Raw genomic sequence first — 12,960 nt, 5'->3', positions numbered from 1 at the left:
ATAGCCATTCGATTCGCCCGAAACCACCCCGGTGAGCTCACCTCTGATGGTCCGGACCTTCCCGATAGTCCGCCCGGACGGTCAGTTCCCGGCCAGGTATCCGAGCAGGTCCTGCCTGGTCACGACCCCGGCGGGCTTGCCGTCGACGAGGACGAGGGCGCCGTCCGCGCCGGCCAGTGCGGCCATCGCCACGTTGATCTGCTCACCCGCGCCGATCGTCGGCAGCGGCGGCGACATGTGTCGGTCGAGCCGGTCGGCCAAAGCCGCCTTGCCCGTGAACAACGCGTCGAGCAGGTCCCGTTCGTTCACCGCGCCGACCACCTCGGCCGCCATCACCGGCGGCTCGGCGCTCACCACCGGCATCTGGCTGACCGAGAACTCCCGCAGGTAGGCCACGGCGTCCGCGACCGTCTCGGTCGGGTGCGCGTGCACCATCTGCGGGATCCCACCGCTCTTGCGGCGCAGCACGTCGCCGACGGTCGCGCCGGAGTGCTCGGGCGGCAGGAACCCGTACGACGCCATCCACTGGTCGTTGAACACCTTCGACAGGTAGCCGCGGCCGCCGTCCGGCAGCAGCACGACGATCACGTCGTCCGGGCCGCACCGCTGCGCCAACTGGATGGCGGCGGCCGCGGCCATCCCGCAGGAACCGCCGACCAGCAGGGCCTCCTCGCGGGCCAGCCGCCGGGTGGTGGTGAACGAGTCCGCGTCGGAGATCTCGATCACCTCGTCGCAGATGTCCCGGTCGTAGGTCTCCGGCCAGAAGTCCTCGCCGACGCCTTCCACCAGATAGGGGCGGCCGGTGCCGCCGGAGTACACCGAGCCCTCCGGGTCCGCGCCGACGATCCGCACCCGCCCGCCGGAGATCTCCTTGAGGTAGCGGCCGGTGCCGGAGATCGTGCCGCCGGTGCCGACACCGGCGACGAAGTGGGTGATCCGGCCCTCGGTCTGGCGCCACAGCTCGGGACCGGTGGTCTCGTAGTGGCTGCGCGGGTTCTGCTGGTTGGCGTACTGGTTGGGCTTCCAGGCGCCGTCGATCTCCCGCACCAGCCGGTCAGACACGTTGTAGTACGAATCGGGGTGCTCCGGCGCGACCGCGGTCGGGCAGACCACGACCTCGGCGCCGTACGCCTTGAGCACGTTCCGCTTGTCCTCGCTGACCTTGTCCGGGCACACGAACACACACCGGTAGCCCCTGCGCTGGGCCACCATGGCCAGGCCGACGCCGGTGTTGCCGCTGGTCGGCTCGACGATCGTGCCGCCAGGCAGCAGCTCGCCGGACTTCTCCGCGGCCTCGATCATCCGGACCGCGATCCGGTCCTTCACGCTGCCGCCGGGGTTGACGTACTCGACCTTGGCCAGCACGGTCGGCGCCAGCCCCTCGGTGAGCGCGTTCAGCTTGACCAGCGGCGTGTTGCCGATCAGATCGATGACGTGCTCGACGTACTCCACTGCGGAACTCCTTAACCGGCGCCCTGAACCCCGGCCAGGCTACCCCTTACCCAGCCAGGTCAGCGCGGCGACGACGAGCGCCTCCACTCCGGTCTGCAACGTCGGCTCGATCAGCGGGGCGAAGTCGCTGGTGTGGTTGCTGGGCAGCGAGTTGATCGTGTTGTTCGCGATCGCGGCCAGGACCATGTCGCGTTCCAGGCCACCCCAGAACCAGAACACCGTCGGCACGCCCGCGGCCTCGCCGAAGATGCCCACGTCCTCGCTGCCGGTGACCACGGGCATCGGCAACATCCGCTCGGCGCCGAAGTGCCCGGTGAAGGCGGCCACCGTGGTCGCGGTCGCCTCGGGGTCGTTGACCACCACGGGGGCGGACATGTACCAGTCGAACTCCGGCTCCTTCACCGCGCCGCTCGCCGCGGCCTCGGCGCGGACGACACGCTCGACCGCGGCCCGCATCAGGTCCCGCGTCTCCGTGGAGTAGCTGCGCAGGTTGACGCCCAACTCGGCGGTGTCCGGGATGATGTTGTCCTTCGTGCCGGCGTGCAGCTTGCCGACCGTGAGCACCGCGGTCTCACTCGGTGTCACCTCCCGGGCGACGATGCCCTGCAGCCGGGTGACCACGTGGGCGGCCATCAGGACCGGGTCGACCGTGGACTGTGGTCGGGAACCGTGCCCGCCGCGGCCGTGCAGGGTCACGTTGAGCCCGTCCACCGCGGCCATCGTGGGTCCACTGGCGTACCCGACCATGCCGGCGGGCAGCGGGCCCACGTGCTGCCCCAGCACGATGTCCGGCTTGCCGAACCGCTCGAACAGGCCGTCGGCGATCATCGCCCGAGCGCCCTGGGCGGTCTCCTCGGCCGGCTGGAACACCACGAGCAACGTGCCCGACCAGGTGTCCCTTGCCCGGTTCAGCAGCGTCGCCGCGCCGAGGAGACAGGTCGCGTGCATGTCGTGGCCACAGGCGTGCATCGCCTCGGGATCCGTGCTGGCGTAAGGAAGTCCGGTCTTCTCCGCCATTGGCAGCGCGTCAATGTCGGCCCTGAGCATGACCGTCGGCCCGTCGCCGTTGCGCAGCACTCCGACGACGCCAGTACCGCCGACACCGGTGGTCAACTCGAAGCCCTGGACGGCTTCCGCGATCTTCCCGGCGGTCCGATGCTCCCGCAGCGACAGCTCCGGATGCCGATGCAGGTCCCGGTAGAAGTCGGCCAGCCACGGCCCGAGTTCGGCATGCCAGTCGCGCAGTACGTCGGTCATGACCTCGAGCCTACCCAGGGCACCCTTACGTACCAGCGCTTTCACCCTTCTGGATCTTCACCTCCGGCGGTTCCCGTCGTACGGTTTGACTACAAGGGGTGATGCGCATGAAACTGAGCGTGCACCTGTTGCAGGAAACACTGACGGCCAAAACAGGCCTCGCACCGCGGCGGGACCTGCTGGTCCCGGACTTCGGCATCCGGGTCGCCGCCAACTCGCGCTATCTGCCGTCGATCGGCCTTGACCACGAATGGTTCCGCGCGCTCGCGCACGACGGCCTGGTGCGCGGCATGACCGGGTCGCACATCGTGCACGTCGACACCCACCTGCCGGTGCCGGACCTGTTGGCGGAGCTACGTTCCCGCTACCTGGCCACCCGGTACCGCGAGGAGGTGCGGTTGCTGGACATCCTGCACGCGGTCCCGGCCGGCTCGAACGTGGTGGCGCAACTGGATCTCACGCTCGAGGACAGGATCCGTACCGGCCTGCAACAAGCCGACCACGCGCACGAACTGCGCCACCGCGGCGACTTCTACGTGCTGGCCGAGGGCCGCTGGTTCCTGGTCGACCGCGCACACCTGGAGCACCTCGAAGGCGCGCTCGCCGGGATCCCGGACGTCACCGCCGAACTGGCGCAGCGGACCCGGCTCGTTTCCCTTGCCCGGCACGCGGATCTGATGACCGAGGACATGGACCTGGTGTTCACCGGCCGGTCCTTCGCGCGTGGCAGCGCGACCGCGAAGCGGTACCGGGAGTGGCCGGACTGCCGGACGGAACTGGCCGCCGTGCACCGGACGAACTGGCCGCTCGTGCCGTTCCGGGAACCCAGGTTCGTGTACGCGATCGGGACCTACACCGGGCCGGGCGCGTTGCCGTTCTTCAGCAAGGTCACGCTGTCCCACCACATCGACCGGATCCACGCGTTCGAGTTGGAGGTCGCCGTGGCCCGCCACCCGCTGCCGACGTTCCGGTTACCCACCCCACGGTCCGAAGGTCTGCCCCTAAGGGACCCGATTTAGGGGTCGATGCCGGCTGCGCCACCTGTCATGATCAGTGTTTAATTGGATCACTGTTCGCCGGGGGAGGTGGTCATGGGAGTCTTGCGTACCCTTCGTGTCACCGCCATGACCGTCGGCACCGTCGGTGGTCTGTCCGGGGCGATGTACGGGCTGTTGAGCGGGCAGGGCAAGCGGGCCAGGTCGTTGATCGGCCGGCCGACCCACGACCCGCACCAGGCGGACGGCTTTCATCCGGCGCCCGGGGTGAACCCGTTGAAGTTCGCGGTGTTGGGCGATTCCGTCGCGGCCGGCCTCGGCGCGGAGAGCACAGACCTGTTGCCCGGCGTGTTGTTGGCGCGCGGGTTGGCGGAGGAGTACGGGCGTCCCGTGCGGCTGACCACGTACGCGGTTGTCGGGGCGAACACGAAAACCCTGATGGCGCAAGTGGACAGGGCCGTCCTCGACCCACCGGACCTGGTGCTGCTGATCATCGGCGGCAACGACGTGACCGGGAAGATGCGGGTCCGGACGTCCGCCGCGCTGCTGCGGATCCAGGTGGCGCGGCTGCGTAACACGGGTGCGCGGGTGGTCGTGGGGACGTGCCCCGACCTCGGCGCGATCCGGCCGGTCCCGCAGCCGTTGCGGTGGGTGCTGCGTAACTGGGGGCGGATGCTCGCCCGCGCGCAGCGGGAGGCGGTCGAACGGGCGGGCGGGGTCGCGGTGCCCATCGCGGACCTGGTGTCGCCGGAGTTCCACACGAGGTACTCGGAGCTGTTCAGCCCGGACCGGTTCCATCCGAACGGCGCCGGCTACCGGCACGCGGCGGACATCTTGCTCGCGCCGTTGTGTGCCGCGCTTCGTTGAGGTGGCGTTGGTCGGCTTCCCTGTGTGAAGCTTACTGGCGAGTAACTCATCTGAAGGAGCGTAGTGATGCCCGAGGCCGTCATCGTCTCAGCCGCCAGGTCCCCGATTGGCCGGGCGGGCAAGGGTTCCCTCGTCGACATCCGGCCGGACGACCTGGCCGGGCAGATCGTCCGGGCGGCCCTCGACCGCGTTCCCCAGCTGGATCCGAAGTCGATCGAAGACCTGATCCTCGGCTGCGGCCTGCCCGGCGGCGAGCAGGGCTTCAACATGGGACGCGTACTCGCCGTCGAACTCGGCTACGACCATCTGCCCGGCTGCACGGTCACCCGTTACTGTGCCTCCAGCCTGCAGTCCACCCGGATGGCCTTCCACGCCATCAAAGCCGGCGAAGGCGACGTCTTCATCAGCGCGGGCGTGGAGACCGTGTCCCGCTTCGCCAAAGGCAGTTCGGACTCGTGGCCGGACACCCACAATCCTCTCTTCAAGGACGCGGAGGCGCGCACGGTCGCCACTGCCGAGCACGGCGCCGACGAATGGCACGACCCGCGCGAGGACAACCTGATCCCGGACGCCTACATCGCGATGGGCCAGACCGCCGAGAACCTGGCGCTGCTCAAGGACGTGTCCCGGGAGGACATGGACCACTTCGGCGTCCGGTCGCAGAACCTCGCCGAGAAGGCGATCGCCGACGGCTTCTGGGCCAAGGAGATCACCCCGGTCACCCTGCCCGACGGCCGCGTGGTCTCGACCGACGACGGCCCCCGCCCCGGCGTGACCTACGAGAAGACGTCGGAGCTGAAGCCGGTGTTCCGCCCGGACGGGCGGGTGACCGCCGGCAACTGCTGCCCGTTGAACGACGGCGCCGCGGCCCTGGTGGTCATGAGCTCCACCAAGGCCGCCGAACTGGGCATCACCCCGTTGGCGCGGATCGTCGCGACCGGCGTGTCCGGGCTTTCGCCGGAGATCATGGGCCTCGGCCCGGTCGAGGCTTCGAAGCAAGCACTTGCTCGGGCGGGCATGGCGATCGGCGACATCGACCTGGTGGAGATCAACGAGGCGTTCGCCGCCCAGGTCATCCCCTCCTACCGCGACCTGGGCATCGACATCGACCGGCTGAACGTCAACGGCGGCGCGATCGCGGTCGGCCACCCCTTCGGCATGACCGGCGCCCGCATCGCCACCACCCTGATCAACTCACTGCACCACCACGACAAGCAGTTCGGCCTGGAAACCATGTGCGTCGGCGGCGGCCAGGGCATGGCCATGATCCTCGAACGCCTGAGCTGATTTTCCGGAATTCCACGTCTGGGGCGCTGGATTTCCAGCGCCTCCTCGTTTTGCGTGTTTGGCGCCATAATGGCACCATGAGGCGGATGAACCTGCGTGACATACCCGACGATGTCTATACCGCACTGGCCGAGGCCGCTGAGGCCAACCGGCAGTCGTTGAACGCCTTTGTGGTGGACCGACTCGCCGAGGCTGCCGAAGTCCTCCACATGTCCGACTATGTCGCGTCCTACCAGCCACCGCGGGGCACGGGTATCTCCATGGAGGACGCGGTCGCGGCAGTACGCAAGGTTCGGGACGCGTCGTGAGCCGTGCCGTCCTGGACGCCTCGGTTCTCGCGACGTTCTACGCGTCTGAAGACAGCCGCCAACCGCAGACCGCGGCCCGACTGTCCGCGGGCTACACCCTGTTCGCGCCCGCCCACCTGGATGTGGAGGTCGTCTCAGCGCTACGCGGCATGGCGATGGGGAACACGAAACTCCGGAAGTCGGTTCCCGGAGCGCTGGAGAACCTTGCCATCTTGCCCATCCGCCGAACGCCAATAGCTCCCCTCCTGCACCGCGTGTGGGAGCTACGCGACAACATCACTCCGTACGACGCCGCCTATGTGGCTCTCGCCGAGCGACTCGACAGTCCGCTCATCACCTGCGACGCCAAGCTGGCCGCGTCGTCCGGCGCCAGGTGTGTGTTCGATCTGATCGGCTGATCAGGTTTGGGCGTTGGGGAGTTTGCGCAGGGCTTCCAGGGTGGCCGGGGTTTGCAGGTCCATCCACTGGATCACTTCGGTATAGGTGGCGCAGACCGTTTGCGGCTTGGTGCAGACTTCGGCGAAGTAGGCCTCGGTGGCGTCGGTGAAGCCGCCGCCCGCCCAGTCGTTGAAGTGGTTGGCGATCACCAGTGGGGCGCGGTTGCCTTGGAAGGCGGCGTTGTAGGCGGCCCGGTAGACGTCCAGGGTGTTGCGGGCGAACTCGTCGCGGCGGGATTTGTCGTCCTTCACGCGGTTGAAGGCGTACCAGAGGTTGTAGTCCATCATCACGACCTTCTTGTTGCCGACGGCCGGGACGCGGACCTGGGGCATCCAGAACTCCCAGATCCCGTTGTCCTTGGTCGGCCAGGCGACGCCGTCGGCCACCTTGCTGGAGTCGTAGGTCATGTTCCGGCTGGTCAGGGCGTCGAACAGGGCGTTGAACTGGCCTTCCAGGCACGGTGTGCGGCCGCCTTTGACGCTGGCCGGGTCGACTTTCAGGCCGGGGGCCTGCGCCATGAACTTGACGAACTGGTCGAGTTCCAGCCGCCACTGCTGGGCGTTCCAGTGGCCGACGCTGGGCTCGGCACCCGCACAGAAATGCCCGTTGTAGTGGGTGCCGATCTCGATGCCGCGGTCCTTCGCGGTGTTCAGGTCGTCGATCCGGGTTTTCACCTCTTCGGCCGACCCCCCGAACGAGATCGAGGCCTTGCCGGCCGGGTGCCCCGGGCCGATGTACTGCGACTTCTGGTCGTCGGTCAGCAGGTAGATGCCGGACAGGAAGGCGCTGAACCGGGCGCCGCCGATGTCGTGGCTGATGCGGAGCATTTTCTGCCAGTGCTCGTGCGAGCCGGCGCCGTCGAACGAGAACAGCACGAACTGCGGCGGCTTCTCCCCCGGGTTGAGCCGGCGCATCCAGTCAGGCGGGTGCGCGGCGGTGTCCGCGGTCGGGCCCGACGCCCCCGCGGCCGCGGCGGGTTCCTGCTGGTCAGGGCGCTGGGTGCCGAGGGTGAGCAGCACCACGAAGGTGACGACCAGTGCCAGGCTCAGCCCGATCGGCCGCAAGTTCCTCGCTCGCCGTGTCCCCATTGCCCAAAAGGTAGACGCTCAACCAGGTGACCGTCTCGTTAGGCTGGCCAGGGATCGACACGCGATTCCCAAAGAGTAAAGTCGGCTTTACCCGACGGGAACTTACGGGCTCGGTCGGCCGTTGTACCCGGTGAAGGCCACAACAGGCCCCAGGAGGATCAGGTGCGTTCTTCGAGCAACCCCGCGTTCCGCAATCTGTCCGGTCGCGGAGGCGCTGGTTACGCGGGTTTCGGCAACCCGCAGGCGGGCATGCCCCCGCAGTACGGTGGCGGCAACACGTATCAGGCCCCGCCGTCCGAGGCCGACCGGCCGATCACCGTCGACGACGTGGTGATGAAGACCGCCATGACGCTGGGCGTCGCCCTGCTCACCGGCATCATCACGGCGATCATGGTGCTGAACGGCAGCATCTCCCCCTACCCACCGCTGATCATCGGGCTCCTTGTCGGGTTGGTCACGTCCCTCATCGTGATCTTCCGGCAGACCCCGAACCCGGCGCTGATCCTGACCTACTCAGCCGCCGAAGGTGTGTTCCTCGGCGCGCTGACCGGCGTGCTCGAGTCGTTCAAGGCCACCCAGGGCATCGGCCTGCAGGCGCTGCTCGGCACCGGACTGGTGTTCGGCATCATGCTGGTCGTCTACCGGACCGGTGCGGTCAAGGTCACCCCCAAGCTCACCAAGTGGATCATCGGCGCGGCCGGCGGTGCCATCCTGCTGATGATGCTCAACCTGGTGCTCAGCCTGTTCGGCGTGAACATGGGCATCCGCGGCGCCGGCCCGCTGGCGATCATCTTCAGCCTGGTGGTCATCGGCATCGCCGCGTTCATGCTGCTGCTCGACTTCGACCAAGCCGACCAGATGATCCGGCAGGGCATGGCGGCCAAGTGGGCCTGGTACGCGGCCTTCGGCCTGATGACCACCCTCGTCTGGCTCTACCTGGAGATCCTGCGTCTCCTCTGGGCACTGAACGAGCGATAAAGCCCTATCCGAAAGCGAAGCCGGGTCCCGACCGCGAGTCAGGGCCCGGCTTCTGTGTGCCTGCCGGCGGTTACCTGGCGTAGTGGTAACGACAGGCGGCGATTCGGATCTCATCGCCGGCCACCTTGTAGACCAACCGGTGCTCGTCGGTGATGCGCCGTGACCAGTAGCCCTGAAAGCCGTGTTTCAACGCCTCAGGCTTGCCGATGCCTTCATTGCCGTTGCGACTGATGTCCTTGATCAGTGCGTTGACGCGCTTGAGGATCTTGCGATCCTCGGACTGCCACCAGACGTAGTCATCCCACGCCAACTCGTCCCAGATGAGCTTCATTCCTCGAGTTCGTGCTGCGTTCCGCCACCGGACTCCAGTCGCTCGATCGCAGTGACCAGACGCCGCGCGTTCTCCGGACTACGAAGCAGGTACGCGGTCTCCTTCAGCGACTGGTAGTCGTCCAGGGACACGATCACGACCGACTCGTGTCCGGCGCGTGTGATCACGACTTCTTCTCGATCGTTGATCACAGAGTCGAGCGTCTCGGCGTACTTCGCGCGAGACTCGGAGTAGCTCATGGTCTTCATCCAGCACCCTCCCTTCGACGTACAAGATACTGTACGTCTACGGTCGCTCTGCCGGCAAGGTCCCGAGGCCCACCTTGGTGATGGAGTGGTCGGCACCGACCGGCACGGCTCGGGCGGACGGTGCCGCGACACCTCGGCCGGTTGCCGGTTCAGGCCTCTTGAGCTGGGGTTATGACACTTTTCGGGGACTTGGCTTGCGCTTGGATAATGAAAACCGATATCAATGTCGGAGTGAAGATCGCCTTCGTCGGTAAGGGAGGCAGCGGGAAGACGACGCTGGCCTCGCTGTTCCTCCGCCATCTCGCCGAGGCCCAACGCCCGGTGCTCGCCCTGGACGCCGACATCAACCAGCACCTGGCCGGCGCGTTGGGCGCGTCCGAGCCGGAGACCGTCACGCTGCCCACTCTCGGTGAGCACCTGCCGCTGATCAAGGACTACCTGCGCGGCACCAACCCGCGGATCGGCGACACCGCCGAGATGGTCAAGACGACCCCGGCCGGCCGGGGCTCCCGCCTGCTGCGCGTCACCGAGGACAACCCGATCTACGACGCCTGTGTCCGCGCGGTGGACGGCGTCCGGCTGGCCGTCACCGGGCCGTTCGGCGAGGACGACCTGGGAGTCGCGTGCTACCACTCGAAAGTCGGCGCGGTCGAGCTGATGCTCAACCACATGGTCGACGGCCCGGGTGAGTACGTCGTGGTGGACATGACCGCGGGCGCGGACTCGTTCGCGTCCGGCCTGTTCACCCGGTTCGACGTGACGTTCCTGGTCTGCGAGCCGACCGTGCGCAGCATCGGCGTGTACCGGCAGTACCTGGGCTACGCGCGGGACTTCGGCGTGCAGGTCGCCGTGGTCGGCAACAAGGTGTCCGACGACGAGGACCTGGCCTTCCTGCGGCACGAGGTCGGTGCGGACCTGCTGACGTGGGTCACGCGATCCCAGCACGTACGCGCCGCCGAACGGGGTGACGTGCGACCGATCGACGGTTTCGAGCCGGCGAACCGGGACAGTTTGCGCACCATGCACGCACTTGTCGACGCCACCGCCAAGGACTGGGACAAGTACCAGGCACAGGCCGTCGAGTTCCACCTGCGCAACGCGCGGGCGTGGGCCAACGAGCGCACCGGACGCGACCTGGCCGAGCAAGTCGACCCGGAGTTCACCCTTGGGGCGGTCCCCCTCGCGGGCTCCGGCGTCAAGGCTGGCTAACGGAACCCCACCGCAGATCACCGAAGATCTGCTTGCAGGATCGAGCATCAGTACGGAGGTATTCATGTCCTTGGACGTGCCAACCGCGCTGCTGGAGAAGGCGGAGCGGGGCGAGGTCACCGACGCCGAGTTCGTCAACTGCGTCCGGGTGTCCTTGCCGTACGCGTGGGACCTGATCAGCGAGGTAGCCGGTCGAGCCAAGGAGGGCGCCGCTGAGTTCGCCGACAACACCACGCCGCCGCCCAGCGAGGCCGAGCGCGGCCAGTTGCTGCGCGCGCTGGCGTCGGACGCCATCCGCGGCGGCCTCGAACGGCACTTCGGCGTGAAGCTCACGTTCCAGAACTGCCACCGGGTGGCCGCGTTCCTGCCGTCCGCTGTGGACAGTGCGGCCTACCGCGCGTTCATCTCACCGCGCGAGCAGCTCCTCAACCAGTCCCCTGAGCTGCGCGACTGCTGATTTCCCGCCCCCGGTGTGCCGCTCAAGCGGCGGATCGGGGGCACAATCACGGTCATGGCGACCTATCTGGTGACCGGCGCGACCGGGCTGATCGGGCGGCACTTCGTCCAGCGGCTGCTGGCCCGCACCGACCTGGAACGGATCTGGCTGGTGGTCCGGGCCGGATCGCAGGACAAGCTGGCCAGGCTGGTCCGGACGTGGCCGGCGCCGCAGCGGGTCACCATGGTCGTCGGTGACATCGCCGAGGCCGGCCTGGGCATCTCGGAACGTGACCTGAGCACGTTGCGCGGGCGCGTCGACCACATCGTGCACCTGGCGGCGTTGTACGACGTCACGGCCGATGACGAGGAGAGCGTCGCCGCGAACGTCGACGGGACCCGGCACGTCATCGAACTGGCCGAGGACATCGAGGCGGGCTGCCTGCACCACGTGTCTTCGGTCGCGGTCGCGGGTGATCACGAGGGCGTATTCACGCCGGACATGTTCGACGTGGGGCAGCGCCTGGTCACCGCGTACCACCGGACGAAGTTCGAGTCCGAGCGGTTGGTGCGCGAACAGGAGACCGTGCCGTGGCGGGTGTACCGGCCGGCGATCGTGGTCGGTCACTCGGTCACCGGCGAGATGGACAAAGTGGACGGACCGTACTACTTCTTCCCGGCGCTGTCCCGGCTCGCCGCGCTGCCGCACGTGCCCGTCGTGGCACCGGACATCGGCGACACCAACATCGTGCCGGTCGATTATGTGGCCGACGCATTGACCCGGCTGGTGAACTCGCCGGGCCTGGACGGGCGGACGTTCCACCTGGTCAACCCGAAGCCGCAGTCGGCGCGGTCGGTGTACGACGCCTTCGCGCGGGCCGCGGGCGCGCCCGGGATCACGTGGGAACTGGACTCGCGGGTCAGCAGGCCGTTGGTGTCGTTGGCGAAGCTGTCGGAGTACGTGCCGGGGTTCACGCTCGCCCGGGACGCGGTGCTGGACCGGCTGGGTATCCCGCCGGTCGTGCTGTCCGCGTTGACCTTCCCGGCCCAGTTCACCCCGTCGCCGGTGGACGGGGTGGCGGTGCCGGAGCTGGAGTCGTACGCGGACGTGCTGTGGCGGTACTGGCGGGAGCACCTTGACCCGTTCCGGGCGCGTCGGGGCGGCCGGCACGGCTCGCTGGACGGGCGCCGGGTGGTGATCACCGGGGCGTCGTCCGGGATCGGACGGGCGACCGCGACCAAGGTGGCCGCCGCGGGCGGGATCCCGTTGCTCGTCGCCAGGCGTGCCGCTGAGCTGGAGGAACTGCGGTCGGAGATCCAGGCGTCCGGTGGGCACGCGTACGTGTACCCGTGCGACCTGACCGACGCCGAGTCGGTGGACAAAGCGGTCACCGCGATGCTGGAGGAGCATCCCGACGGGATCGACATGCTCGTCAACAACGCGGGCCGGTCCATCCGGCGGTCGATCAGGTTGTCCTACGACCGTTTCCACGACTACGAGCGCGCGATGGCCATCAACTACTTCGGCGCCGTACGGCTGATCCTCGCGCTGCTGCCGCACATGGCCGCACGGCGGTTCGGGCACATCGTGAACGTGTCGTCCATCGGCGTGCAGGGCATCGCGCCACGGTTCTCGGCCTATGTCGCGTCCAAGGCCGCTTTGGACTATTTCAGCAGGATCGCGGCGACGGAGACGCACGGCGCGGGGGTCACGTTCACGACCGTTCACATGCCGCTGGTGCGGACCCCGATGATCCGGCCGACGAAGCTCTACGACGCGTTCCCGGCAAAATCACCCGATCAGGCGGCGGACATGGTGATCGAAGCGCTGCGCGACCGTCCCAAGCAGGTCGGCACCCCGACCGGGTTAATCATCCAGGTCGCGTACGCCCTGGCGCCCGGTCTGGTGGACGCGGTCGCCTACCAGGGATATCGGGTGTTCCCGGACTCCACGGCGGCGGGCGGCGGCGGAAAGGCCAAGCTGGGCAAGGGTGAGCGCCAGCTGTCCGCGGCGGCCGCCGCGCTGATGCGGCTCACCCGTGGGTTCCACTGGTGAATCTGGACACG

14 protein-coding genes are annotated in these 12,960 nt (G+C 68.1%); 9 read left to right on the top strand and 5 right to left on the bottom strand.

The genetic code is table 11. The features are described 5' to 3' along the window. Positions 1-81 precede the first annotated feature (81 nt). Both EV192_RS24760 and EV192_RS24755 read right to left on the bottom strand, forming a co-directional pair. Positions 82-1,452 carry a cystathionine beta-synthase gene (locus EV192_RS24760; RefSeq protein ID WP_132119273.1) on the bottom strand — a complete coding sequence of 457 codons (1,371 nt, stop codon included), beginning with the start codon at positions 1,450-1,452 and terminating at the stop codon, positions 82-84. Between the two features lie 39 nt (positions 1,453-1,491). Continuing rightward, on the bottom strand, positions 1,492-2,709 hold the full coding sequence (locus EV192_RS24755) for an amidohydrolase (protein WP_132119271.1): 1,218 nt from the start codon (positions 2,707-2,709) through the stop codon (positions 1,492-1,494). A 107-nt stretch (positions 2,710-2,816) separates the two neighbouring features. Between EV192_RS24755 and EV192_RS24750 the strand changes: the two genes are divergently transcribed. The 5 genes from EV192_RS24750 (at position 2,817) to EV192_RS24730 (ending at position 6,564) form a co-directional block, all read left to right on the top strand. Then, positions 2,817-3,728 carry a hypothetical protein gene (locus tag EV192_RS24750; RefSeq protein WP_132119269.1) on the top strand — a complete coding sequence of 304 codons (912 nt, stop codon included), beginning with the start codon at positions 2,817-2,819 and terminating at the stop codon, positions 3,726-3,728. A gap of 72 nt (positions 3,729-3,800) precedes the next feature. After that, the gene (locus EV192_RS24745) at positions 3,801-4,571 is read left to right on the top strand and encodes an SGNH/GDSL hydrolase family protein (RefSeq protein WP_132119267.1); all 771 of its coding nucleotides are present in this window, start codon (positions 3,801-3,803) and stop codon (positions 4,569-4,571) included. Between the two features lie 66 nt (positions 4,572-4,637). After that, positions 4,638-5,858: an acetyl-CoA C-acetyltransferase gene (locus tag EV192_RS24740; RefSeq protein WP_132119265.1), complete on the top strand. Its 1,221-nt coding sequence runs from the start codon at positions 4,638-4,640 to the stop codon at positions 5,856-5,858. Between the two features lie 86 nt (positions 5,859-5,944). Next, positions 5,945-6,166 carry a hypothetical protein gene (locus tag EV192_RS24735; RefSeq protein WP_132119263.1) on the top strand — a complete coding sequence of 74 codons (222 nt, stop codon included), beginning with the start codon at positions 5,945-5,947 and terminating at the stop codon, positions 6,164-6,166. After that, entirely contained in the window at positions 6,163-6,564 is a 402-nt protein-coding gene (locus EV192_RS24730) for a type II toxin-antitoxin system VapC family toxin (RefSeq protein WP_132119261.1), read from the top strand. Before EV192_RS24735 ends, EV192_RS24730 begins: the two co-directional genes overlap by 4 nt. Here the strand turns inward: EV192_RS24730 and EV192_RS24725 are convergent, their stop codons facing one another. Then, entirely contained in the window at positions 6,565-7,692 is a 1,128-nt protein-coding gene (locus tag EV192_RS24725; RefSeq protein WP_132119259.1) for a polysaccharide deacetylase family protein, read from the bottom strand. 162 nt (positions 7,693-7,854) lie between these two features. On the opposite strand from EV192_RS24725, the gene EV192_RS24720 reads away from it, so the two are divergent. Further along, positions 7,855-8,670, top strand: a complete 816-nt coding sequence (locus tag EV192_RS24720) for a Bax inhibitor-1/YccA family protein (RefSeq protein ID WP_132119257.1) — start codon at positions 7,855-7,857, stop codon at positions 8,668-8,670. A 70-nt stretch (positions 8,671-8,740) separates the two neighbouring features. On the opposite strand, the gene EV192_RS24715 is transcribed toward EV192_RS24720, so the two are convergent. After that, positions 8,741-9,001: a Txe/YoeB family addiction module toxin gene (locus EV192_RS24715; RefSeq protein WP_132119255.1), complete on the bottom strand. Its 261-nt coding sequence runs from the start codon at positions 8,999-9,001 to the stop codon at positions 8,741-8,743. Continuing rightward, positions 8,998-9,249 carry a type II toxin-antitoxin system Phd/YefM family antitoxin gene (locus EV192_RS24710; RefSeq protein WP_132119253.1) on the bottom strand — a complete coding sequence of 84 codons (252 nt, stop codon included), beginning with the start codon at positions 9,247-9,249 and terminating at the stop codon, positions 8,998-9,000. Before EV192_RS24710 ends, EV192_RS24715 begins: the two co-directional genes overlap by 4 nt. Positions 9,250-9,480: 231 nt before the next feature. Here EV192_RS24710 and EV192_RS24705 point away from each other — a divergent pair, with 231 nt between their 5' ends. From EV192_RS24705 to EV192_RS24695, 3 genes are all read left to right on the top strand, one after another. Then, entirely contained in the window at positions 9,481-10,458 is a 978-nt protein-coding gene (locus tag EV192_RS24705) for an ATP-binding protein (protein WP_132119251.1), read from the top strand. A 64-nt stretch (positions 10,459-10,522) separates the two neighbouring features. Beyond that, the gene (locus EV192_RS24700) at positions 10,523-10,915 is read left to right on the top strand and encodes an SCO5389 family protein (RefSeq protein ID WP_132119249.1); all 393 of its coding nucleotides are present in this window, start codon (positions 10,523-10,525) and stop codon (positions 10,913-10,915) included. A 54-nt stretch (positions 10,916-10,969) separates the two neighbouring features. Next, the gene (locus tag EV192_RS24695) at positions 10,970-12,949 is read left to right on the top strand and encodes an SDR family oxidoreductase (protein WP_132119247.1); all 1,980 of its coding nucleotides are present in this window, start codon (positions 10,970-10,972) and stop codon (positions 12,947-12,949) included. Positions 12,950-12,960: the final 11 nt, after the last annotated feature.

Origin of the sequence: Actinocrispum wychmicini (genome assembly GCF_004345645.1) — a bacterium.
In the GTDB taxonomy this organism is placed as follows: Bacteria; Actinomycetota; Actinomycetes; order Mycobacteriales; family Pseudonocardiaceae; genus Kibdelosporangium; species Kibdelosporangium wychmicini.
Note: the sequence above shows the minus strand (reverse complement) of the source record. Positions and strands in the feature narration are given on the sequence as shown.

Excerpts from the sequence above, each read along its gene's own strand:
- EV192_RS24755 (WP_132119271.1), bottom strand. The coding sequence starts at position 2,709 with ATGACCGACGTACTGCGCGACTGGCATGCCGAACTCGGGCCGTGGCTG.
- EV192_RS24750 (WP_132119269.1), top strand. The coding sequence starts at position 2,817 with ATGAAACTGAGCGTGCACCTGTTGCAGGAAACACTGACGGCCAAAACA.
- EV192_RS24745 (WP_132119267.1), top strand. The coding sequence starts at position 3,801 with ATGGGAGTCTTGCGTACCCTTCGTGTCACCGCCATGACCGTCGGCACC.
- EV192_RS24740 (WP_132119265.1), top strand. The coding sequence starts at position 4,638 with ATGCCCGAGGCCGTCATCGTCTCAGCCGCCAGGTCCCCGATTGGCCGG.
- EV192_RS24735 (WP_132119263.1), top strand. The coding sequence starts at position 5,945 with ATGAACCTGCGTGACATACCCGACGATGTCTATACCGCACTGGCCGAG.
- EV192_RS24725 (WP_132119259.1), bottom strand. The coding sequence starts at position 7,692 with ATGGGGACACGGCGAGCGAGGAACTTGCGGCCGATCGGGCTGAGCCTG.
- EV192_RS24715 (WP_132119255.1), bottom strand. The coding sequence starts at position 9,001 with ATGAAGCTCATCTGGGACGAGTTGGCGTGGGATGACTACGTCTGGTGG.
- EV192_RS24710 (WP_132119253.1), bottom strand. The coding sequence starts at position 9,249 with ATGAAGACCATGAGCTACTCCGAGTCTCGCGCGAAGTACGCCGAGACG.
- EV192_RS24700 (WP_132119249.1), top strand. The coding sequence starts at position 10,523 with ATGTCCTTGGACGTGCCAACCGCGCTGCTGGAGAAGGCGGAGCGGGGC.
- EV192_RS24695 (WP_132119247.1), top strand. The coding sequence starts at position 10,970 with ATGGCGACCTATCTGGTGACCGGCGCGACCGGGCTGATCGGGCGGCAC.